The organism is Promicromonospora sp. NPDC050249 (assembly GCF_040656015.1).
GTDB lineage: Bacteria > Actinomycetota > Actinomycetes > Actinomycetales > Cellulomonadaceae > Promicromonospora.
Genome location: NZ_JBFAKY010000002.1, coordinates 109,630 through 131,750, shown reverse-complemented (window position 1 = coordinate 131,750; position 22,121 = coordinate 109,630). Strand labels below are relative to the sequence as shown.

Annotated in this window: 16 protein-coding genes; 9 read left to right on the top strand and 7 right to left on the bottom strand. The window is 73.1% G+C overall.

Translation table 11 applies throughout. From position 1 onward, the window contains the following. Positions 1 to 5 precede the first annotated feature (5 nt). Positions 6 to 2,054 (top strand): AAA family ATPase, encoded by a 2,049-nt coding sequence (locus AB0I32_RS02190; protein WP_357502377.1) that lies wholly within the window; start codon positions 6 to 8, stop codon positions 2,052 to 2,054. Positions 2,055 to 2,067: 13 nt separating this feature from the next. Here the strand turns inward: AB0I32_RS02190 and AB0I32_RS02185 are convergent, their stop codons facing one another. Then, positions 2,068 to 3,519, bottom strand: coding sequence for a GuaB1 family IMP dehydrogenase-related protein (locus AB0I32_RS02185; RefSeq protein ID WP_357502375.1), 1,452 nt, complete (start codon positions 3,517 to 3,519; stop codon positions 2,068 to 2,070). A 184-nt stretch (positions 3,520 to 3,703) separates the two neighbouring features. Between AB0I32_RS02185 and dxs the strand changes: the two genes are divergently transcribed. Further along, entirely contained in the window at positions 3,704 to 5,584 is a 1,881-nt protein-coding gene (gene dxs / locus AB0I32_RS02180) for a 1-deoxy-D-xylulose-5-phosphate synthase (RefSeq protein WP_357502372.1), read from the top strand. Between the two features lie 37 nt (positions 5,585 to 5,621). Further along, positions 5,622 to 6,719, top strand: a complete 1,098-nt coding sequence (locus tag AB0I32_RS02175) for a glutamate--cysteine ligase (protein ID WP_357502370.1) — start codon at positions 5,622 to 5,624, stop codon at positions 6,717 to 6,719. Positions 6,720 to 6,775: 56 nt separating this feature from the next. On the opposite strand, the gene AB0I32_RS02170 is transcribed toward AB0I32_RS02175, so the two are convergent. Further along, a complete protein-coding gene (locus AB0I32_RS02170) occupies positions 6,776 to 7,144 on the bottom strand; it encodes a helix-turn-helix transcriptional regulator (protein ID WP_357502368.1) in 369 nt (122 codons plus the stop codon). 364 nt (positions 7,145 to 7,508) lie between these two features. Between AB0I32_RS02170 and AB0I32_RS02165 the strand changes: the two genes are divergently transcribed. After that, positions 7,509 to 8,174: a GNAT family protein gene (locus tag AB0I32_RS02165; protein ID WP_357502366.1), complete on the top strand. Its 666-nt coding sequence runs from the start codon at positions 7,509 to 7,511 to the stop codon at positions 8,172 to 8,174. A gap of 36 nt (positions 8,175 to 8,210) precedes the next feature. On the opposite strand, the gene AB0I32_RS02160 is transcribed toward AB0I32_RS02165, so the two are convergent. Further along, on the bottom strand, positions 8,211 to 8,867 hold the full coding sequence (locus AB0I32_RS02160; RefSeq protein ID WP_357502364.1) for an MSMEG_1061 family FMN-dependent PPOX-type flavoprotein: 657 nt from the start codon (positions 8,865 to 8,867) through the stop codon (positions 8,211 to 8,213). Positions 8,868 to 8,964: 97 nt separating this feature from the next. On the opposite strand from AB0I32_RS02160, the gene AB0I32_RS02155 reads away from it, so the two are divergent. The 4 genes from AB0I32_RS02155 (at position 8,965) to AB0I32_RS02140 (ending at position 15,081) form a co-directional block, all read left to right on the top strand. After that, positions 8,965 to 11,166: a DEAD/DEAH box helicase gene (locus AB0I32_RS02155; protein ID WP_357502362.1), complete on the top strand. Its 2,202-nt coding sequence runs from the start codon at positions 8,965 to 8,967 to the stop codon at positions 11,164 to 11,166. Positions 11,167 to 11,237: 71 nt separating this feature from the next. Beyond that, on the top strand, positions 11,238 to 13,760 hold the full coding sequence (locus AB0I32_RS02150) for a tetratricopeptide repeat protein (protein WP_357502693.1): 2,523 nt from the start codon (positions 11,238 to 11,240) through the stop codon (positions 13,758 to 13,760). Positions 13,761 to 13,794: 34 nt separating this feature from the next. Continuing rightward, entirely contained in the window at positions 13,795 to 14,538 is a 744-nt protein-coding gene (locus AB0I32_RS02145; RefSeq protein WP_357502360.1) for a metallophosphoesterase family protein, read from the top strand. Between the two features lie 312 nt (positions 14,539 to 14,850). Then, positions 14,851 to 15,081, top strand: coding sequence for an excisionase family DNA-binding protein (locus tag AB0I32_RS02140; RefSeq protein WP_357502358.1), 231 nt, complete (start codon positions 14,851 to 14,853; stop codon positions 15,079 to 15,081). Between the two features lie 136 nt (positions 15,082 to 15,217). Here AB0I32_RS02140 and AB0I32_RS02135 read toward each other — a convergent pair whose 3' ends face one another. Both AB0I32_RS02135 and AB0I32_RS02130 read right to left on the bottom strand, forming a co-directional pair. Next, entirely contained in the window at positions 15,218 to 15,850 is a 633-nt protein-coding gene (locus AB0I32_RS02135; protein ID WP_357502356.1) for a metallophosphoesterase, read from the bottom strand. Between the two features lie 86 nt (positions 15,851 to 15,936). Beyond that, entirely contained in the window at positions 15,937 to 17,487 is a 1,551-nt protein-coding gene (locus AB0I32_RS02130; RefSeq protein ID WP_357502354.1) for a hypothetical protein, read from the bottom strand. Between the two features lie 132 nt (positions 17,488 to 17,619). On the opposite strand from AB0I32_RS02130, the gene AB0I32_RS02125 reads away from it, so the two are divergent. Next, the gene (locus tag AB0I32_RS02125; protein WP_357502352.1) at positions 17,620 to 19,029 is read left to right on the top strand and encodes a PLP-dependent aminotransferase family protein; all 1,410 of its coding nucleotides are present in this window, start codon (positions 17,620 to 17,622) and stop codon (positions 19,027 to 19,029) included. Here AB0I32_RS02125 and AB0I32_RS02120 read toward each other — a convergent pair. Both AB0I32_RS02120 and AB0I32_RS02115 read right to left on the bottom strand, forming a co-directional pair. Beyond that, a complete protein-coding gene (locus tag AB0I32_RS02120; protein WP_357502350.1) occupies positions 18,986 to 20,272 on the bottom strand; it encodes an amino acid permease in 1,287 nt (428 codons plus the stop codon). The genes AB0I32_RS02125 and AB0I32_RS02120 overlap by 44 nt on opposite strands. Positions 20,273 to 20,337: 65 nt before the next feature. Further along, positions 20,338 to 22,107 carry an NAD-binding protein gene (locus AB0I32_RS02115; RefSeq protein WP_357502347.1) on the bottom strand — a complete coding sequence of 590 codons (1,770 nt, stop codon included), beginning with the start codon at positions 22,105 to 22,107 and terminating at the stop codon, positions 20,338 to 20,340. Positions 22,108 to 22,121: the final 14 nt, after the last annotated feature.

Genomic DNA, 22,121 nt, shown 5'->3' with positions numbered 1-22,121 from the left:
ACCCGGTGCAGCAACGCCAGATCGAGCAGTCCGCCGAGCAGGACCACGTCGATGCCATGTACGCCAGGCTCGACGGTGAGCTGGCCCGCGTCACCGCGGACCTCGACGACGCCGTCCGCGCGTCGTCGACGGACCCGGAGGAGGCGTTCACCCGCGAGGTGCGTGTCCGCATGCTCAACCGCCGGGCGCGCACGCTCGGCTCTGCCGAGCACCACCTCTGCTTCGGCCGGATCGACCACGCCGACGGCCGCACCCTGCACATCGGGCGGACCGGCCTGAGCGACGGCGACGACCAGCTGCTCGTCGACTGGCGCGCCGACGCCGCCCGCCCCTTCTACGCCGCCACCGCCGCGCACACCATGGGGCTGCACCGACGCAGGCACCTGCGCCTGGAGGGCCGCAAGGTCACCCGCGTGAGCGACGAGCTCCTGGACGGCACGGAGCCCGGCCCGGAGGACCTCGTCGGGGACGGGCCGCTGCTCGAGGCCATCGGCGCCCGGCGCACCGGCCGGATGCGGGACGTCGTGTCCACGCTGCAGGCAGAGCAGGACGCGATCATCCGGTCCGCGCACCGCGGCGTCACCGTCGTGGAGGGCGGTCCCGGCACGGGCAAGACCGTGGTCGCCCTGCACCGCGCCGCCTACGTCCTCGCGGGCTTCGACGAGGCGCGGGCCGACGGCGTGCTCGTGCTGGGCCCGAACTCGCGCTTCCTCGACTACATCGCCGAGGTGCTGCCGTCGCTCGGCGAGAACGACGTGGCGATGAGCACCGCCGACCGCCTCGTCGCCGACGCCCTCGGCCTCGACGTCGACACAGCCCCGGTGGGCCACGAGCTGCGCCGCGCCGCCGGCGACGTGCGGCTGGCCGACGAGCTGGCCGAGACGATCCGCGGCTACCAGGCCCCCGCGGGCACGCTGACCGTGCTGGTCGACGGCGACGCGATCACCATGGACACCCGCGCGCTGACCGAGGCGCGGGCGACCGCCGGCGGCGCCGGCCTGCCGCACAACCAGGCGCGGTCGCTGTTCAAGGACCTCGTCGTGGACTTCGTGTCCGACGAGGTGCAGGCGCGCGCCCGGATCATGCTCGCCAAGCTGGACGAGGACATCGAGGTGCTGACGGGCGGCGTGAACGTCGACAAGGCGGCGGCGAAGGACCTCGAGCGGCTCGGGTTCGCCCCGGACGAGGGCGGCGCCTTCGGGCACGCCGCCGCGGTGGCGGAGCTCGACCCCGGCGCCCTGCGGGCCGAGCTCGCCGACGACCTCGCGCTCGAGCGGGCGGTCGAGGCCGCCTGGCCGCGGCTTGAGGCGGCGGACGTCGTCCTCGACGTGCTGGACCAGCGCCCGGAGCTCACCGTCGACGGCGCCCCCGACGGCACCTGGACCGCGGCCCACCTGCCGCTGCTCGACGAGGCGGAGCATCTGCTCAACGGCCCGCCCGCCCGGACGTACGGGCACGTGGTGGTGGACGAGGCGCAGGAGCTGACACCCATGCAGTGGCGCTCGGTGCTGCGCCGCTGCCCCGGCCGGTCCATGACGGTGGTCGGCGACCTCGCCCAGGCCGGGCCGGCCACCGGCGCGGCGTCCTGGGGCGACGCGCTGGGCAGCGACCTGGCCAGGCGTGCGGACGTGCGCACGCTCACCGTCTGCTACCGCACCACCGCAGAGGTCCTGGCCGCGGCGGCGCCGCTGCTCGCGCAGATCGCCCCCCACCAGGCGCCCGTCGTGGCGGTGCGCAACGGGGACGAGCCGCGCCGGGTGGCGGCGGACGGCGACCTGGTGTCCGCCGTCGTGGCGGAGGCGCGAGCCGAGGCGGAGTCCGACCCGGAGGCGCTCGTCGCCGTCGTGGCCGCCGACGCCGCGGTCGCCCGGACAGCGGCGGCGCTCGACGGCACGGGTGTCCGGGTGGTGCCCGTCTCCCAGGTGCGCGGTCTCGAGTTCGACACCGTGGTGGTGGCCGACCCGGAGGGTATCCGGAACGCCAGGCCGGGTGGCGAGCGCGACCTCTACGTCGCGCTCACCCGCCCGACCCGCCGCCTGGTCATCGTCGAGTAACCCCGCAAGAGGGTTACCAGCTCGTCGGGACCGGGAGACCCTCCTGGTAGCCCGCGGCCGACTGGATGCCCACGACCGCGCGCTCCGAGAACTCGGCGAGCGAGCGCGCGCCCGCGTACGTGCACGAGGACCGCAGGCCCGACGTGATCTCGTCCAGCAGGTCCTCGACGCCCGGCCGGGCCGGGTCGAGGTACATCTTGCCGGTCGAGATGCCCTCCTCGTAGAGCGCCTTGCGGGCGCGCGCGAACGCGGTCCCCGCACCCGAGTTGCGGGCCGCGACCGCGCGCGCCGAGGCCATGCCGAACGAGTCCTTGTAGAGCCGGCCGGTGCCGTCGGACTTCAGGTCGCCGGGCGACTCGTACGTCCCGGCGAACCAGGAGCCCACCATCACCTGCGACGCGCCAGCGGCCAGCGCCAGGGCGACGTCGCGGGGGTGGCGCACGCCGCCGTCGGCCCAGACGTGCTTGCCGAGCTCGCGGGCCGCTGCCGCGCACTCCAGGACCGCGGAGAACTGGGGGCGCCCGACGCCGGTCTGCATGCGCGTGGTGCACATCGCGCCCGGGCCCACGCCGACCTTGAGGATGTCGGCGCCCGCGGCCACGAGGTCGCGCACACCCTCGGCGGTGACGACGTTGCCCGCCACCACCGGCACCCGCGGGTCGACGGACCGGACAGCCTCCAGGGCGGCGAGCATCTTGGTCTGGTGGCCGTGCGCCGTGTCGACGACCAGCACGTCCACGCCCGCCGCGAGCAGGTCCTTGGCCTTCGCGGCGACGTCGCCGTTGATGCCGACGGCGGCCCCGATGCGCAGGGCGCCGGACGCGTCGAGGGCGGGGGAGTAGATCGACGAGCGCAGCGCCCCCTTGCGGGTGAGGATCCCGGCCAGGCGCCCGTCGCGCACCACCGGCGCCAGGTCGAGGCGTGCGGCGTGCAGCACGTCGAACGCGGCCTCCAGCCCGCCCGGGGTGTCCAGGAGGGCGGCGTCCAGCAGGCGGGGCTCGGCGGACATGACCTCCGAGACGCGCGTGAACCGGTCGACGTCCGTGCAGTCCGACTCGGTCACGACGCCGACGGGCCGGTCGTCCTCGACGACGACGGCCGCGCCGTGCGACCGCTTGCCGAGCAGGTTCAGCACGCTGTGCACGGTGTCGTGCGGGGAGACGACCACCGGCGTCTCGATGACGGGGTCCTTGGCCTTCACGTCGGCGACCACGCTCGCCACGATGTCGGCGGGGACGTCCTGCGGGATGATCGCGATCCCGCCGCGCCGGGCGACGGTCTCCGCCATGCGGCGGCCCGCCACCGCGGTCATGTTCGCGACGACGACGGGGATCGTGGTGCCGGTGCCGTCGTCGGACGCGAGGTCGACGTCGAACCGCGACGTGACGTCCGAGCGGGACGGGACGAGGAAGACGTCGCCGTAGGTGAGGTCGGTGGCCGGGCTCTGCTCGGGGAGGAATCGCACGTTCACCAACAGTAAGGTCTTCTGCCCGCCCTGCCTATGAGTCCGGCCACATCGTTGTGGAGGTATCGGAGACAGGCAGGAGACAGGCACGGCAGGCAGCGGTCCCGTGGCACAGTGGAGTGGTCGGCGACCCTTAGAGTGGGGCCCCGATTCCCCTGCTGAGGGGCACGACGAAAGGACGAGCATGGGCCTGCTGAGCGACATACGTTCGCCCGAGGACGTCCGGGCGATGACGCCCGGTCAGATGCCGGAGCTCGCGGAGGAGATCCGTAGATTCCTCGTCGAGAGCGTCTCGCGCACGGGCGGTCACCTCGGCCCGAACCTTGGCGTCGTCGAGCTGACCATCGCCATGCACCGGGTCTTCGACTCGCCGCGTGACTCCATAGTGTTCGACACCGGCCACCAGGCCTACGTGCACAAGCTGCTGACGGGCCGCCACGACTTCTCGGAGCTGCGCAAGCGCGGCGGCATGTCGGGCTACCCGAGCCGCGCCGAGTCGCCCCACGACATCGTCGAGAACTCCCACGCCTCCACCGCGCTCTCCTGGGCGGACGGCATCGCCAAGGCGAACCAGGTGCGCGGCAAGGACGACCACGCGGTGGCGGTCATCGGCGACGGGGCCCTGACGGGCGGCATGGCCTGGGAGGCGCTGAACAACATCGCCGAGAGCCGGGACCGCAGGCTCGTGATCGTCGTCAACGACAACGGCCGGTCCTACTCGCCGACCATCGGCGGGCTCGCGAACCACCTCGACACGCTGCGCACCTCCGGCGGCTACGAGGCCGTCCTCAGCTGGGGCACCCGGGCGCTGCACCGCTCCGGCGCGCCCGGACGCTTCGCCTGGCGCTGGCTGCACGGCCTGAAGAAGGGCCTCAAGGACGTCGTCGCGCCGCAGGGCCTGTTCGAGGACCTCGGCATCAAGTACATCGGCCCTGTCGACGGCCACGACGAGGAGGCCCTGGAGCGCGCGCTCGGCCGCGCCAAGGCGTACGGCCGCCCCGTGATCGTGCACGCCATCACCGAGAAGGGGCGCGGGTACAAGCCCGCCGAGGAGGACATCGCCGACCGGTTCCACGCCGTCGGCGTCATCCACCCCGAGACCGGGCTGCCCGTGGCGCCCAGCCGGTTCGGCTGGACCAAGATCTTCGCCGACGAGATCGTCAAGATCGGCCGCCGCCGGCCCGACGTCGTCGCCATCACCGCCGCCATGCTGCACCCTGTCGGGCTCGCGCCGTTCCAGGAGCAGTTCCCGGAGCGCACCTTCGACGTCGGCATCGCCGAGCAGCACGCGGTGACCTCGGCCGCCGGTATGGCGTTCGCCGGGCTGCACCCCGTCGTCGCCGTGTACGCGACGTTCCTGAACCGGGCGTTCGACCAGGTGCTCATGGACGTCGCCCTGCACAAGGCGGGCGTCACCTTCGTCCTCGACCGCGCCGGCATCACCGGCGACGACGGCGCCAGCCACAACGGCATGTGGGACATGGCGATGCTGCGCATCGTGCCCGGCCTGCGGCTGGCCGCGCCCCGCGACGAGACGACGCTGCGCGCCGCCCTGCGCACCGCCGTCGACGTCGACGACGCGCCCACGGTGGTCCGGTACCCCAAGGGCGCCGTGGGCGACGACATCCCGGCACTCGAGGAGCTCGACGGCGTGGATGTCGTGGGGCGGTTCTCTGCGGCGGGCGGGGAGGCGCGGCGGGTGCTCGTGGTCGGGGTCGGCTCGATGGCCGGCTGTGCCATGGAGACCGGCGAGGCGCTCGCCGCGCACGGCCTGGCGGTCACCGTCGCGTCCCCGACGTGGGTGCTGCCCGTCCCGGAGAACCTGGTCAAGCTGTGCGGCGAGCACGACCTCGTGGTCACGCTCGAGGACGGCGTGGTCGACGGCGGCGTGGGCGACATGCTCGCGCAGCGCGCCGGCGAGCAGGGCATCGCGACACCGCAGGTGCACGTGGGCCTGCCGGTTGCGTTCCTCGACCACGCGAGCCGTGACCACATCGTCACGGCACAGCGTATGACCGCTGCCGACGCCACGCGCGACGCGCTCGCGGCGCTCGCTCGGGTGTGAGGGGCGAGTTGCCCGGGAGACGTGTGAGACTTCCCTGGTGAACGCCACAAATACAGTGACAAGGCGGACCGTCGGCGTCGAAGAGGAACTGATGCTCGTCGGGCACGACGGTGCTCCGATCGCGCGAGCGCAGGACGTGCTCGGCAGCGCGGAGCCGGCCGACGGTCCGCTCGAGCACGAGTTCATGGAAGAGCAGATCGAGACGGCCACGCCGCCGCGCACGACGCTGGAGGAGATCGCCGCCGCGATCCGGGAGGGCCGGGCCGGCGCCCAGACGGCGGCCGAGCGCCACGACGCGCGCGTCGCGGCGCTCGGTACCTCGCCCCTGGCGTTCGCCGGCACGACGGTCGGCAAGCTCCGGTACCAGGCGGCGCGCGCCGCCTTCGGGCTGACCGCCCGGGAGCAGCTCACGAGCGGCTGCCACGTGCACGTCGGAGTGGCCAGCGACGTCGAGGGCGTCGCGGTGCTCGACCGCATCGGGCCCTGGCTGGCCCCGCTGCTGGCGCTGTCCGCGAACTCGCCGTACTGGATGGGCGACGACTCCGGGTACGCGAGCTTCCGTTCGCAGGTCTGGTCCCGCTGGCCCACGGCCGGCCCGACGCGGCTGTTCGGCACGCCGGAGGCGTACCACTCGGCCGTGGAGGGCCTGGTCGCGACGGGCACGATCCTGGACCAGGGCATGGTCTACTTCGACGCCCGTCTGTCGGCGCGCTACCCGACCGTGGAGATCCGGGTGGCCGACGTGTGCCTGTCCGCGGACACGGCGACGCTGATGGCAGGGCTGGCCCGCGGGCTCGTGGAGACCGCGGCGCGCGCGGCGGACTCGCCCGCACCCGACGTCCCGGTCGAGATCCTGCGCACCGCGATCTGGCGGGCGGGTCGGTCGGGCCTGTCCGGCGACCTCGTGGATCCCCGGACCTGGCGGCCGGCCCCCGCGCACGACGTCATCGGGGCGCTGGTGGACCACGTCCGGGACGCTCTGGCCGACATGGGCGACCTCGACACCGTCACCGAGCTGCTGGGTACCCTCTGGTCAGGTGGTGACGGCGCCTCGCGGCAGCGCGCCTGGGCGGCGCAGGCGGACGGCGACCTCGGCGTGGTCGCCCGCCGCGCGGCGGACGCGACCCTGGAGTGAGCCGGCCCGGCCCGGGTGGTTGAGCCTTCCCGGTGGTCGAGCCTGTCGAGACCTGCTCACCAGTAGTTCCCGGCCACGTCCCGTACCGGTTTGCGGGGCTCGTTGACCAGCACGGAGACGTCGCAGCCGAAGAGCTGGGCGAGCACACCGAGCTGATCCAGGGTCCAGGCGGTCTTGCCGCGGAACCGGTCGGAGACGGCCGCGCGGGACAGCCCGACCTCGGCGGCGATCTGCATCTGGCTCAGGCCGCGCCTGGCGGCCTCGAACCGGATCGCCGCCGCGCACACGAGGGCGAGCCCGTCGCGGTACAGGGTCGGGGCGGGCCGCGGCCGGACCTCGGGAGCCACCTCGTCGTCGATGTCCGGGTCCAGGGTGCCGTCGAAGAGTGGGTCCTTCTCCAGCGGGTCGTAGTTGGTGCGTGCCATGGGACCAGCGTGCCGTGCGCACCGGCCTGGCGTCGGGGGTCATCCACAGGGCTGGAGGTCAGGCTCGTTCGGTCGTCGCCGGGCGAGATACACCCCTGTGGCAGGTGCCAGGTCTGCTGAACTGCGTTCACCTCGGCTACGGCGGATCCGGCGGCACCGAACAGTTCAGCTAGGGCGAACTTGGCAGGGCTGAGCTGAACGGAATTCAGCAGGCCTGGCACCCACCACAGAGGTGTACCCGGCCCCGCGGCTCGCCTCGACAGCGGCGGTGCCCCGCCTCGACAGCGGCGGTGCCCCGCCCAGCCAGGCTCACCGGGGCGAAATCAGGTTGCCCCGCCTGGAAAGCGCCTGGAACCGTCGGCGCATGGACCTCGCCAGTGCCTTTCCGCCCTTCGGCCTCCGGGTCGCCTGCGGCGACCTCGAGCTGCGCCTGCCCGACGACGCCGAGCTGTTCCACCTGGCCGACGTCGCGGTGGCCGGTGTCCACCCGCCCGAGCGGAGCCCGTTCGTCTTTCCGTGGAACGTCGGCGAGCCGGACGAGGTGCGGCGGAATGTCCTGCAGTACCACTGGTCGTCGCGCGGCAAGCTCTCGCCGGACGCGTGGGCGCTGGAGCTCGCGGTGTTCCGGGACGGCGAGCCGATCGGCGTCCAGAGCGTGAACGCCACGGACTTCGGCGTGACCCGGTCCGCGGGGACCGGCTCGTGGCTCGGCCTCGTGCACCACGGCCAGGGCATCGGCAAGCGGATGCGGCTGATGGTGCTGCACCTGCTGTTCGAGGGGTTCGACGCCGCCGACGCGCGGACCGAGGCCTTCGACGACAACCCCGAGTCCAACGGGGTGACCCGGTCGCTGGGCTACGCGCCGAACGGCGTCGGCGTGGTGGACAGGAAGGGCGAGGCTGTCACGGAGAACCGGTACCGCATGACCCGCGAGATGTGGGACGCGCGCCCGGAGGTGTACCGGCCCGACGTCACGCTGGAGGGCGTGGCGCCGGTGCGGGCGATGCTGAAGATGGATCCCGCGCCGTAGCGCGTCGGTCGCGGCCCGCTCGCCAGCCGTAGAGCGTCAGCCGTAGATCGTCTCCGTGTACTGGGGGCCGTAGTGCGCCTCGACCTGCGCGAGGGTCTGTTCCGGACGCTCCAGGGTGTGCGCGATGACGGCGCGGCGGGGCACCGTCTCCAGCTCCCAGGTTTCGGGGTCCCACGTCTTGGAGCGCAGGAACGCCTTGGAGCAGTGGTGGAAGACCTCGTCGATGTCGACCTCGAGCGCGAGCACCGGGAGGTTGTGGCGCACCTGGAGGCCGGCGAGGTACGGCGCGTCGCGCACGATGCGCGCCCTACCGTTGATCCGCAGCGTGTCGCCCCGGCCGGGGATCACGAAGATGAGGCCCACGTGCGGGTTGGCCAGCACGTTGAGGAACCCGTCGGTTCGCCGGTTGCCCGGACGCTCCGGGATGGCGATCGTGCGCTCGTCCAGGATGCGCACCAGCGACCCCACCGGGTCACCCTTGGGGGAGACGTCCAGGTTGCCGTCGGCGTCCGACGTCGCGACCAGGCACAGGGGCGAGGCCGCGAGCCACTGCCGGTCCAGGTCGTGCAGTGAGCTGCGCACCTTGCCGGCGGCCGGGCCGAGGGGCGGGGGGATGATCTCGCGGAGCTCCTCGACGGTCGTGACGGGGATCCCGCCGAACCTGCTCGGCCGGTCGCTCTGCTCGTTGGTCATGGCCTCAACATAGGCCGGGCGCCTCGGCCACCACCAGTAAAGACTGTGTACTACGCGAATGGGGCATGTCAGACCATCCGGGTACGCTCGCAGCGCCATGACCGAGCAGACGACCCTCCCCAGCCCACCCGCTGCCCCCGCCGGACCGCCCCGGCCGTGGAAGGCACGAGCGGCCCGCCGCATCGTGGAGCAGGCGCACGGCCTGCTCGACGACGCCCGGCTGCTCACCACCGCTGACGTCGGCCTGCGCGAACGCGTCCGCGACGCCTACACCGCCACCCGCGAGGTGCGCGTCCACGCAGTCCTGCGCACGGTCGGCGTCACGGCCCTCGAGGAGCGGCGCAAGAAGCTGCGCGTCGCCGTCCTGGAGAAGGCCGGGTTCAAGCACGTCACCCAGGTGCTCGTCGCGGGTACCGACCGTCTCGTCGACGCGGGCATCGGCGCGGGCACCGCCAAGCTCGCCACGTCCGCGGCCCGCGAGCTCGCGGACGAGGTCGACGCCGACCTGCGGTTCCGCATCGACGTCGACCCCGACGACCCGTACGCGACGGTCCTCGTCCAGACCCTGTACGCGTTCGGTCTGGCCACCGACGCCCGTCACCGGCACCTGGACGAGGCGCGCCGCGTGACCGCCGTCGTGCCGGAACAGCTGGAGCCCGCGGGCCTTGCCACGAGCCTCTGGCGGCGCCTCGTGGCGCCCGCCGACCGCAAGGCCGCCGCCTTCGCGGCGGTCTCCGCGCTCGCGGACCAGGTCGCGGTCGCGCGGCTGACGGACGACGCGCGGGCGGTGCGCGCCGCCGTCGGGCAGCCGCCGGAGGGTGCGGAGGTGTGGGCGGACTTCGAGGCCCGGTCGGCCGAGTACTACGGGCTGCTCTCGCAGGTCGTGGACCTGGGCGACGACCACGAGGCGGCCGAGGGCGGCCTGCCCGCCGACGTCGTGCGGCGGGTCGAGGCGCAGCCGCTGGACCGCACGCTGCTGCGTGCCAACCTGCGTGGCTACCAGCAGTTCGGTGCCAAGTACGCGCTGGTGCAGCGCCGCACGATCCTCGGCGACGAGATGGGCCTCGGCAAGACCATGCAGTCGATAGCCGTTGCCGCGCACCTCGTGGCCACGGGCGGCACGCACGTGCTGGTGGTCTGCCCGGCGAGCGTCGTCACCAACTGGAAGCGCGAGGTGGAGCAGCACTCCGACCTGACGGCGGTCGTGATGCACGGCAACGACCGGGAGCAGACCGCCGCCGGCTGGCTGGAGCGCGGCGGCGTCGCGATCACGACGTTCGAGGTGCTCGGCAGGCTCGACCTCCCGTACGACCTCAGGCCGGCGCTCCTGGTCGTGGACGAGGCGCACTACGTGAAGAACCCCGAGACGATCCGCGGCCGCGAGGTGCGGCGCTGGGCCGACCGCTCCGACCGCGTCCTGTTCCTGTCCGGCACGCCGATGGAGAACAAGGTCGCCGAGTTCAAGAACATGGTCGGCTACCTGCAGCCCGAGATCGCGGCGCAGCTCGACCCCAACGCGGACCTGTCCGGCGCCAGGGCCTTCCGCCGGATCGTCGCGCCCGCCTACCTGCGCCGCAACCAGGAGGACGTGCTCACCGAGCTGCCCGAGATGGTGCAGGTCGAGGAGTGGGAGCAGTTCGGTCCGGTCGACGGCGCCGCCTACCGTGACGCCGTGCTGGCCGGCAACTTCATGGCGATGCGGCAGGCCGCGTTCACGGTGTCCGACGCCGCCGAGTCCGCGAAGCTCGTCCGGCTGCGTGAGCTGGTCACCGAGGCCGTCGAAGGCGGCCGCCGTGTCATCGTCTTCTCGTACTTCCTGTCGGTCCTGGAACGAGTCATGGACCTGCTCGGCGACCTGGCGGTCGGCCCGCTGAACGGGTCGGTGCCCGTGCACGAGCGGCAGACCATGGTGGACGCGCTCTCCGAACCCGGCGGACCGTCGGTGCTGGTCAGCCAGATCACCGCCGGGGGAGTAGGGCTGAACGTACAGGCCGCGAGCGTCGTCATCTTCTGCGAGCCGCAGGTCAAGCCCACGATCGAGGCGCAGGCCGTCGCCCGCGCGCACCGCATGGGCCAGACGCGCACGGTGCAGGTGCACAGGCTCCTGGTCGAGCAGTCCGTGGACCAGCGGATGATGGAGATCCTCGGCTCCAAGGCGGCGCTGTTCGAGGAGTTCGCCCGCCAGTCCGAGATCACCGACGCCTCGCCGTCGGCCGTGGACGTCGCCGCACCGACCGAGACCTCGCTGTCGCGGACCATCCTCGCCGAGGAGCAGGAGCGCCTGAGCCGCACACCATGAGCGAGCCTCGGCCACCTGTCTGGGTGTGATATCCGGTCCCCACGGGATTGGGGTTCACTGACGTCGTGTCCATGCTGACGTCACCTCCAGGCGCGACGGTCACGTATCCCCTGTCGCCCGGGAGGCTGCTCGCGCCGGCACGACGCATCGTGCCGTTCGTGGGGCGGACCGCCGAGCTCGCGGGACTTCTCGACTGGTGCACCGGCCCGGAGGCCGTAGCGGTCCAGCTGGTCACCGGCCCGCGCGGCGTCGGAAAGACCCGCCTCGCCCGCGAGGCCGCACACCAGATGGCGCACGCCGGCTGGACCTGCCTCGACGTGCCGGACGGCGCGGAACCCGCTGCCCTGCCCGCCGTCCCCGACGGTGCCCCCGCACTCCTGGTGCTCGACGACGCCGAGACGCGCGGGCCGGCGCTCGCGGAGCTCCTGCGGACGGCCGCGCGGGGCCGCAACGGCGCGCTCCGGATCCTGCTGGTCGCGCGCGGCGTCGGCCCGTGGTTCGACCGGCTGACCGCGACGGGCCCGGCGGTCCGTGCGCTGCTCGAGCCGGCGCGCGCCGGTGGCGACCTGGGCGCCGAGGTGCATCCCGGGCAGGTGGACGCGCGACTCGTCACGGCGTTCGTCGAGCCGTACGCGCGGGCCCTCGGGATCCCCGTGCCGCGGGTGGCCGTCGGGTCGGTGCCCGGTGGTGCCCGCATGCTCGACCTGCACGCGGCGGCGCTCTGCGCCGTCCTGCGGTCGCAGGTGCGCGGGCCGCTGAACGTGCTGCCGGTCGACGTGTCCGACGCCCTCGACGAGCTGCTCGAGCACGAGCGCTGGACCTGGTTCCGCTCGGCCGAGGAAGCGGGGCTGCTGGGCGAGGCCGGATTCCTGCCCGAAGCCATCGACTCCCTGGTCGCCGCCGCGACGCTCACCGGCGTGCGCACCGCGGACGCCGCGGAGAACCTCGTGCGGCGCGTGGCGGACGTCGTGCCAGGGGTGCGGCCGGGCGCGGAGGCCGACATCGGGCGGTGGCTCGTGCGGCTGGACCCGCACCGGGCGCTGCCGGGCCGGCTGGTCGACCCGCATCTGCTGGCCGAGCTCACCGACACGCCGCAGCTGCTCGGGGCGTGCCTGACGGGAGCGGCGGCGCCGTCGGCCCGGCGGGCCGCCCTGCGCACCGCAGGCATGGTCGTGGAGCGGCTCGACAGGCGGTCCGCGGGCCTGAGCGACGCGCTCGACCAGCTCGGGGCGGCCCTCGCCGCGCTGCCGGAGGACGGTCACGTGCTGCGTACCGTCTCCGGAGCGCTCCCGCACCCGTCGCTCGCGCTGGGCGAGCTGCGCGCAGAGCTCACGCTCCGCACCCTCGCCGCCACCCCCGACGGCGACCGCGCGCGCCGGGCCGAGGCCCTGCGCGACGTCGGGGTGGCACTCGGCGAGGTGGGCAGGTCCGCCGACGCGGAGCGGTACGAGCGGCAGGCCGTGGCCCTGTTCCGTGGCCTCGTGGAGCAGGAGCCGCACCGGTTCCGGCCGCGCCTGGCCGCTGTGCTCGCGAACCTGGGCGCGACGCTGTCCGACCAGGGGCGGCCGCAGGACGCGCTGCGGTGCGAGGAGGAGGCGGTCGGCCTCCTCCGGCTCGTCGATGCCGACCACCCCGGCGTCGTCACGCTGGACCTGACGACGGCGGTGTCGAACCTCGCCGTCACGCTGGCGGAGCTGGGGAAGCCGTTGTCCGCGCTCGCGCCGAGCCGCGAGGCGGTGGAGCTCTGGCGCGGGCTCGCGGGCCGCAACCCCGACCGGTTCACGCGGGCGCTCGCCCTGTCCCTGATGAACGTGGCTCGTCGGCTGCTGGAGCTCGACAGGGGTGCGGAGGCGCTACCGGTCGCCGAGGAGTCCCTGGAGATCCGCCGGCGGCTGGCCCACGCCGATCCCGACGAGCACCTGTCGGGGCTCGGCGACTCGCTGGAGGTCATGGGCAGCGTGCTCACCGACCAGGGCCGGGGCGTGGAGTCGCTGCGCTACCTCGAGGAGGCGGTCGAGATCCGGCGCCGGACCGCCGAGGAGAACCCTGGCCGCTACCTGGCGGATCTCGCGCACTCGCTCCGGGCGCTGGGCACGCAGCTGTCGAGCCTCGGCAGGCGGGCGGAGGGCGTCGAGCTGCAGCAGGAGGCGGTAGGGGTGCAGCGGCGGCTCGCCGCCGACAACCCCTGCCGGTACGTGCCGGAGCTCGCCGAGGCGCTGTCCGCGCTCGGCGTCACCCAGTCGAGGCTGGACCGTCCGCAGGACGCACTCAACGCGGAGCGCGAGGCGACCAGGACCTGGCGCGAGCTGGTCGGCACCGACCCGCACCGCTACCGCCCCCGGCTCGCGCGGTCGCTGACCAACCTGAGCTCGATCTTCGCCGTCCTCAAGCTCGGTGACGAGGCGGTGGCACCCGCGAGCGAGGCGGTGGCGCTCCTGCGGGACCTCGTCGCGGAGAACGCACCGAAGTACCGGCCGAGCCTCGCGGCGGCGCTGCGCGTGCTGGCGCTCGCGCTGCACGACCAGGGGCGGTTCGCCGAGGCGCGGCAGGCCAGGGGCGAGGCCGAGGAGCTCGGCGGGCTCACGACGGCCTGAGGACGTGCGGGCGGCCGTGTGGCAGGATCCAGCGGTGGCCCTGGATCGAATCGCCCTGATCAGTGACGTTCACGGCAACCTGACCGCGCTCGACGCGGTGCTCGCCGACATCGGGTCCCGCGGGATCGAACGGGTCGTCAATCTCGGCGACTACGTCGGGAAGGGCCCGCGAGGCAGTGCCGTCGTCGACCGGTGCCGGACGGCCTGCGAGGTCAACGTCCGCGGCAACTGGGACGACCATCTGCCGGTATGGGACGACGAGACGTCACGCGCGATGACGTGGTGGCGTGACGAGCTCCGACAGGACCAGCGCGACTGGCTGCGGAACCTTCCGCTGAGCCACGACCTGGTCGTCAGCGGGCGGCACATCAGGTTGTTCCACGCGTCCGCGACCAGCCCGCACGTCCGGGTGCACACCAGCCACACGCCCGAGGAGTTCGACGGGATGTTCACGAACACCGCGATGACCGGCGATGGCGTGCGGCCCTCGATGGTGGGTTACGGGGATATCCATGCGGCGTACGTCGAGGTCAAGAACGGCAGAACCCTTTTTAATGTCGGCAGCGTCGGAAACCCGTTGGACGAGCCCGTTCCGAGCTACACCATTCTCGAGGGCGTGCTCGACGAGCCGGGGCCGGCGCCGTTCGGGCTGCAGATAGTCAGAGTTCCCTACGACGCCGAGAAAGAGATCGCCGCCGCGACCCGTCTGGGAATGCCGGAGACCGAGCCGTATGCGCGCGAGCTCCGGACGGCCGTGTACCGCGGCGCGCACCAGTAGCCGCACCGGGCGGTGACCAGTCGCTACGACGCCGCCGCACCGTCTTTCGTGCCCGAGGGACTCGTTCTTGACGTCGGCTGGGTGTCGGCTGAGGACCCCAGGATTGGTGGCGGTCTGCAGTAGGTCATGAAAGTGCCGGAATGGTCATTTCCCGGTGCGCAGCCAGGCATGCTCCATGTCCGTTATGCCAACCGCACCGGTCGAGAGTTTCCCTCTTTGCCAGGTGCGCGGGAGAAAAGAATCCTCGATTGATATCGAAACTCGCACCGATTCGACTGGACTCCGGCCGCCTGGGCGCGCAAGACTAGCGGTGTGAACGAAATCACATTGGAAGCAGAAGTCAACCGACCGCACCAGGATCTGACGACGCTCGAGGCCGCGCGTCTGCTGGGAGTGTCGAAGCTGCACGTCATCGACCTTCTCGAGGCAGGTGAGATCGATTACCACATGGTCGGCAGCGACCTGATGTTCAACGCAGCGGAGATCGCGTCCTACAAGTCGGACCGCGAGCACCGCGACTCGGAGTCCCTCGTATCCGCATGACCCCCGCGCGGCGGTCGGCGCCCTGGCGCTTCCGCTGACGCAGCGGGTGCGCCTCGCACACCAGCGACGCCGCGCACCCTGACGCCTGAGCGCACGTTCATCACCTTCAGAACGTGCGCTCTTGTCGTGCACGACGTCACACCCAGCTCAGCGGCTCCAGGTCGTGCGAGCTCTCGGTCAGCAGGCCGGCGACGGCCTCGGCGGATACGGGACGCCCGCCCCACGCGTCGACGCCGACGTTGATCTGCCTGCCGCGCCGGCGCCAGGTGTTGTGCACGTGGCCGTGCACCACCCAGGCGCCGCGGTCCGCCGGCCGGTACTCGACGAACCGGTCCTCGCCGTGCGAGTCGCCCTCGTAGGGGAAGTGCGACAGCACGACGTCGTGCCCGCCCACGCTGACCGGTTCGGGCCGGTCGTGGATCTCGGCGAAGCCCGCGTCCAGATACCGCTGCCTCTCCTTGGTCCGACGTCGCTCACGCGCCTCCGGGTCGCCCTTGCGCAGCGCGCGCTCACCCTCCCAGCAGCGGTCGTGGTTTCCGGGCACCAGGAGCTTGCGCCCCGCCAGCCGGCCGATGTGGGCGAGCGACTCGTCGAGCGCACCGAGGGCGACGTCGCCGAGCACCCACACGGTGTCGTCGTCAGTGACTGTCTCGTTCCAGAGCTGGACGAGCCGGGAGTTCATCGCACCGACGCCGGGAAACGGGCGGTCGCAGAACCGGATGATGTTCAGGTGCCCGAAGTGCTGGTCGGACGTGAAGTACGTAGTCATGTCGGAACGCATTCAACAGGCTCCCGTGCCGCCGAGGAAGGGAATTCGGCGGCACGGGGACGTGCTGGATGCTCAGCCTGTGGCGCTCACCGTTCGTGGCGCCACGTGCACAGCCAGCTGTCGGCGGTGTAGCTCTCCTTGCTGACCTTCTTGTCGGCCCATCCGAAGATGATGCCGTCGTGCCGGGTGGCCGTGATGTAGTCGCCCGCCGGGATGGTCATGGTCTCGCTCGGGACCGTGAGCGAGTAGCCGGTGCACTCCGGCTGGTCGCCCTTCGCGTAGTAGCTGCAGTCGTCGCACGCGGCGATGGTGATGACGCCGGTGGCCGGGCCGGTGTAGACCATCTCGAGCTTTTCCGGGCTGTAGTTGTGGACCGTCACGGTGACGGTGCCCTCGGGCTCGGTGCGCGGAGGCAGCTTCACACCCGCCTTCGGGTCCAGCCGTGCGATGCCCGTGGCGATCTGGAGGCGACCGGCGTAACCGGCCTCCTTCGCCCGGGGGTACTCGTCGAGGATGGCGGTCAGGTTGATCTGCGCGCCGAGGTGGTCCTGGGCCTTGAACTGCCGCACCGCGCACTCGAGCAGCCCGGCCGGCACCTGGGTCCGGGCCTTGTCGGCCAGAGCACTGACCTTGCCGGAGTCGAAGCCGGCCAGGAAGCTCGCCGAGTCCCTCGCCTCGGCCGTCTCCGTGCAGCCCTTCTTGCTCGCCAGCTGCTTGATCAGGCCGTCCCGCCACGCCGCCAGGTCGTCGGGCAGGGCGGCTGCCGGATCGCTGGACGTGTGGTCGGTCATCAGCTCGGTCAGCGGTTCTGCCGCGGCGGAGAGCTGGCCTCCCTCGACGGATTCCATACCGCAGCCGTGCAGCGCGCCGGCCAGCTCACCCTCTGCGACCGCCCGCAGCGGGCCGTGTGTCCCTGGTTGGGCGAAGTGCCGCACCACGGTGAGCGCGGTGCACTCCTTGTCGCCCTTTGCCTGCGCGTACAGGTCGTCGATCAGCCCGGGAACCCGCTCCGCGGCCCGCGTGCCCGGGTGCTCCTCAGCCGTCCGCAGATACGTCGTGTACGCGGTGTCGTAGGTCTTCCTGAACGCGCCGAAGGCTGAGCCAACGGATTCCAGGCTCTCCTCCGCCTGGTCCAGGTCGTACGCCAGGTACTGCTCCAGCACCTCCTGCTGCGTCACCACGTACGCGGTGCCCAGGAGGGGAACGATCGCGAGCGTGGCCCACGCGATACGGCCGGCGGCGCGCGGCGTCCACACGGCGTCTCGCGGCGTCTCGCGGCGCGCCCGGCGCCGGGCGAGGAGGGCGGCGTCCAGCGCGAACAGGCCGAGCGCGCCGAGGTAGCCGAGCGCCCACCAGACGGCGATCGGCTCGCGCCCGATCGGCAGCGCGACCCAGGCCAGGCCTGCTGTCGCGGCCAGCGCCACGACCAGGCGCAACCAGGCGCGCAGGTGCAGGTAGCCGAGACCGAGCCCGCTCAGGTTGAGCAGGGCCGCGGTCAGCGGGCGGGCCGGCGGGCGAGGGGCGCCGTCGGTGTCCTGGGGCGTCACGGGCGGCTCCGCTGCCTCGCTCGTGGCGTCGGTGGGCGCTGCGGCGGGCTCCTCGGGGAGGGTCGCCGTCGGCGCGGGTTCAGTGCTCATGAGCCGCGATGCTAGGCGCCCGTTCTGCCCCGAATTGGCAAAAGGGGGTGGTCGAGCCGGGTGAATTGCCCTGATGAGTCCGAACCGTAATGGGCGGCTGTCTTGTCCGCCGGGATGGGCGATGATCGGCGGGTGGACCTCGCCGTCGATCTGAGCCAGCGCACCGGTCGCACCGATGCCATCTACCGCGCGCTGCACACGGCGCTGACGACCGGCCGGATCCCCGCGGAGCAGCGGCTGCCCTCGACGCGGGACCTGGCCCGGGACCTCGGCGTCTCGCGCGCGAGCGTCGCGGAGGCCTACGAGCGGCTCGTCGCCGAGGGGTTCCTGGAGACGCGGCCCGGATCCGGCACGTTCGCGACCGCCGCGGCGGGCGACAGCCCCCGTGTGCGGCACCGCGCGGCGGGCGCCCTGCGCCCCCGGGCCGGCTGGCGCTGGACCCCGCACGCCACGAGCGGCGACGCGGCGGTCCCCGCGCACGACTTCCGGGTGGGCATCCCCGACGCGAGCCTCTTCCCGTTCGACACCTGGCGCCGCCTGCTCGCGGCCGAGTCGCGGTCCGGCGGACCGGCCGCGGGTGCGTACTCCGGCCCCGCCGGCCTGCCCCGGTTCCGGGAGGCGGTCGCCCGGTACGTGGCCGGTTCGCGCGGGGTGCACGCCGAGCCCGACGACGTCATCGCGACGACCGGGGCGCAGCAGGCCCTCGACCTGGTGGCGCGCGTGCTGCTCGAACCGGGGGACGTCGTCGCCATGGAGGACCCCGGCTACCCCGAGGCGCGTGAGCTCTTCGCGCTGCACGGCGTCCGGGTGGTGCCGGTGCCGGTCGACGCCGAGGGGCTCGTCGTGGACGACATCCCGCCCCGGGCCCGCCTGGTCTACACCACGCCCTCGCACCAGTTCCCCTTGGGTATGCCGCTGTCGCTGGCCCGGCGGCGGGCCCTGCTGGCGCACGCGGCGCGCCACGGGACGGCAGTGATCGAGGACGACTACGACAGCGAGTTCCGCCGTGTCCGCCGTCCGCTGGAGTCGTTGCAGGCCCTCGACCGCGACGGGCGCGTGGTGTACGTCGGCACCTTCTCGAAGTCGCTGCTGCCGGGTCTGCGCGTCGGCTATCTCGTGGCGCCCCCGTCGCTGCGGGATGCGCTGCTCGCGGCCCGTCAGCTCACCGACGGCCACGGCGCCGTGCACGTACAGGCGGCGCTCGCGCGCTTCATCGACGACGGCCTGCTCGCCCGGCACGTCCGGAAGGCCTCCGCGCACTACACCGAGCGGCACGAGATCCTGTTGGACGCGCTGGCCGGGCTGCCGGTCGAGCCGGTGCCCTCGGCGGCGGGCCTGCACGTCGCCGCCTACCTGTCCGCCGACGCCCCGCTGGGTTCGCAGGAGCTCGTGGCCCGTGCCCGACGCCGGTCGGTCGCCCTGGACTCGCTCGCCGCCTACGCCGTGGGTCCCCACCGCGACGGGGTGGTGCTCGGGATAGGCGGCGCGGTCACGGGCACTATCCGGCCAGGTATTCGGGTTCTGGAGCAGCTGCTGGCGTGACGGCGGCCGTGGCGCGCGTCCGCCGTCGGCGCCACGTCGCCCAGGCGAGCCCGCCGAGCGCGGCGAGCACCGGGCCGGTCATGTGCGGTCCGGTCATCACGAGGAGCCCGAGCGCGGCCACCAGCGACACCGCAGCGCACCACCAGGCCGCGCCCCGGCGCGGCAGGAGCCGCAGCGCCGCGGCGGTGCCCACCACGTAGAGCAGGGAGAACGTGGCGGTCGCCATGAGAAGGATCGCGTCGGTGGACTGGTGCAGGGCGGCGAGCAGCGCGGTCGTGCCGAGGGCGACAGCGGTGATGAGAGCCAGTGAGCGGCGGGGCGTGCGGCCCGGCGCGGACGCGAGCCACGCCGGGAGTGCGCCGTCGCGGGCCAGGGCGGCGCCCATCCGGCTGCCGCCGGCGAAGTAGACGTTGATGGCCCCGACGGTCAGCAGCACGGCCAGCACCGTGGTGACGGGCCGGGCGCTCTCGCCGAACCCGAGCACCAGCAGGTCCGAGAGCGGTGCCGGACCGGGTGTCGGCCCGAGCACCGCCACCGTCGCGAACGCGACACCCAGGTACAGCACACCCACTGCCGCGACGGCGATCGCGGTGGCCCGCGGGATGTCCCTGGCCGGGTTGCGGTACTCGGCGGACAGCGAGCCCAGGATCTCCCAGCCCGCGAACGCCCAGACCAGCAGGGCCGCGGCGGAGCCGACGGCGCCCCAGCCGTGCGGGGCGAACGGCGTGAGGTGCGCCAGCTGCGCGTGCGGCAGGGCCACGACCACGGCGACGGCCAGCAGGAGCGCGACCACCCCGGCGATGACGAGTTGCGCGGTGCCGGACACCCGCAGGTCGAACCAGTTCATCACCGCGCACACCGCGATGATGGCGACGGTGGTGACCAGCGCGGTCCCCGTGCCGCCGCCGGTGGCGTCGGCGACATAGGCCCCGGCGAAGCCCGCTGCGGCGGGTGCGCCAACGGGGATCGTCGCGTAGAACGCCCACCCGACCATGGTGGACGCCCGCTCGCCGAACGCGAGCCGGGCGTAGGTGGCCACACCGCCGCCGTCGGGGTGACGCGCGCCGAGCGCGGCGAAGGTCGTGGCGAGCGGGATGGACAGGAGCACGAGGGCCGCCCATGCGACCAGGGACGCCGGCCCCGCCACGCCGGCGGCCAGGGCGGGCAGGGAGATGACGCCGGTGCCGAGCATGGCGCCGAGGGTGAGTGCGGCGCCCTGGGGGACGCTGAGTCCGTTGTGCATGGCCCGAGGCTATGCGGCAGGTGGACCGCCGAACGGGCCGATTTCCGGCCGATCGTTCAGGCCAGTCACGGAGTGCGGGCGCGGAGCCGTGGTGCGGTCGCCAGATCACGCAGACGACGCAGGCCCGCGGTGGTCGCGATGACGACCAGCGTGTCGTCGGCGTGCAGGTACCAGCCCTCCGAGGGCTCGATCATGCGGCCGCCACCGCCGCTCGCCTGCGGTTTCGTGCGGATCGCGAGCAGTCGGCTCCGCACAACGCCCTCGGCGTCCTCCTCGTCGCCGTCGAGATCGACGTCGTCGGGATGCATGCGGGCGAGCCGGCTGCCCTCCATGATCACTATCTCGGCGAGCACCAGCACCCGGTCCCGGTACGGGATGGTCGCCTTGACCTCCTGGCCGATCATCGACGCGGCGAACCACGGCGCGGCGAGGAACGAGGAGCTGACCCCCACGGAGTCGGGGATCTCGCGGCGGATGCGCCGTGACAGGTCCTTGTCGTACACGCGCAGGACCGTGCGCAGCGGCGTCGGTGCGTCCTCGGGCCGCGGGATGGAGCGCGCCGCGAAGCCGACGCCGATGGTCGTCGCGCCGCCGCTCGTGACCACCACTATCGCCTGGGCGGTGTCGACGTAGGCCGCGCGCAGGGTCGTCGCCCGGCGGGCGTCGCCGATCACGACGGGGACGTCCCTGGCGCGGGCCACCGCGATACCGCGCGCCGACTCGTCGATGTCGACGGCGACCACGGGCACGCCTCGCCGGTCCAGGGACCTGACGATGCGTGTGCCGAGGTCACCGAGCCCGACGACGACCACGTGGTCCGACATGGCGTGCAGCGGGGAACCGGCGTCGAGCAGGCGCTGGGTCCGCACGACGCCGTCGACCACCACACCGGTGACCCAGGGGATGACGGCGACGCTCACGATCGTCAGGACCACCTGGGTGGCCTTGACGACGGGGTTGGCGTCGTGGTCGGGGTCGCTGCCCGCCAGCGCGGGCAGCACCGCCTCGTACAGCGCGCCGAAGAAGGACGAGCCGGTCGCGAGCTGCATGGTCATCGCACCGAGGAGCACGACCACGAGCAGGACCCCGGCGGCGAGCAGCAGGTTCCAGCCCGACGTGATCGCCAGGGTGCGCAGGTACTCGCCGAACCGGCGTCGCCGGTGCGGGTCCACCTCGTCCTCGTCCGGTTCGAGATCCGCCTTCAGCTCGGGCAGGACGTCGTGCTCCGCGGCGTCTGCCAGGAGCACCTTGGGGGCGAGCCCTGCCAGCTCCTCGTCGTTCGGGAGCGCCGTGACGGTGCCGTCCTCGTCCGTCGCGAACAGGACCATGCGGGTGGGCAGGGACGTCTCCGCGTCCGTCACGGCGACGAGGCGGCGGTGCTGCACCGGGAGCCGGACGAGGCGGCGCAGCGCCGCGGCGACGATCTCCGGCGCCGCGAACGACGACGCCGAGAGCACCGTGCAGCGGTCGCGCTGCAGGTGCCGCCCGAGCGACTCGTCGAAGATCCGGACCACCACGTGCAGCGCGGGCCAGGCCTCGCGGAGCAGGAGCGCCAGGGCGACGTTGCCGCCGTCGTCCTGGTCCACGAGCGCGGCGGCGTGAGCTCGGCCCGCGCCGGCCGCCGTCAGGGCCTTCTCGTCGACCCGGTCGGTCTCGACGAGGTCCACCCGGTCGAGGTCCGCCATCTCCTGGGCGTACCGGGAAGAACGGTCGGGCACGACCACCGTCACGGTGCCCCTGTAGCGCGTGCTGAGCGCTCTGGTCAGGCGAAACGCGAGCGGACCGTCGCCGACCACGACGTAGTGCGCGTGCGTTCCCGGTCCGGCTTCTGTCATGGTCGCAGAGCGTA

Coding starts and splice junctions, on each gene's coding strand:
- AB0I32_RS02155 (WP_357502362.1), top strand. CDS start 8,965: ATGACCGAGCAGACGACCCTCCCCAGCCCACCCGCTGCCCCCGCCGGA.
- AB0I32_RS02150 (WP_357502693.1), top strand. CDS start 11,238: ATGCTGACGTCACCTCCAGGCGCGACGGTCACGTATCCCCTGTCGCCC.
- AB0I32_RS02120 (WP_357502350.1), bottom strand. CDS start 20,272: ATGCACAACGGACTCAGCGTCCCCCAGGGCGCCGCACTCACCCTCGGC.
- dxs (WP_357502372.1), top strand. CDS start 3,704: ATGGGCCTGCTGAGCGACATACGTTCGCCCGAGGACGTCCGGGCGATG.
- AB0I32_RS02130 (WP_357502354.1), bottom strand. CDS start 17,487: ATGAGCACTGAACCCGCGCCGACGGCGACCCTCCCCGAGGAGCCCGCC.
- AB0I32_RS02165 (WP_357502366.1), top strand. CDS start 7,509: ATGGACCTCGCCAGTGCCTTTCCGCCCTTCGGCCTCCGGGTCGCCTGC.
- AB0I32_RS02160 (WP_357502364.1), bottom strand. CDS start 8,867: ATGACCAACGAGCAGAGCGACCGGCCGAGCAGGTTCGGCGGGATCCCC.
- AB0I32_RS02170 (WP_357502368.1), bottom strand. CDS start 7,144: ATGGCACGCACCAACTACGACCCGCTGGAGAAGGACCCACTCTTCGAC.
- AB0I32_RS02135 (WP_357502356.1), bottom strand. CDS start 15,850: ATGACTACGTACTTCACGTCCGACCAGCACTTCGGGCACCTGAACATC.
- AB0I32_RS02115 (WP_357502347.1), bottom strand. CDS start 22,107: ATGACAGAAGCCGGACCGGGAACGCACGCGCACTACGTCGTGGTCGGC.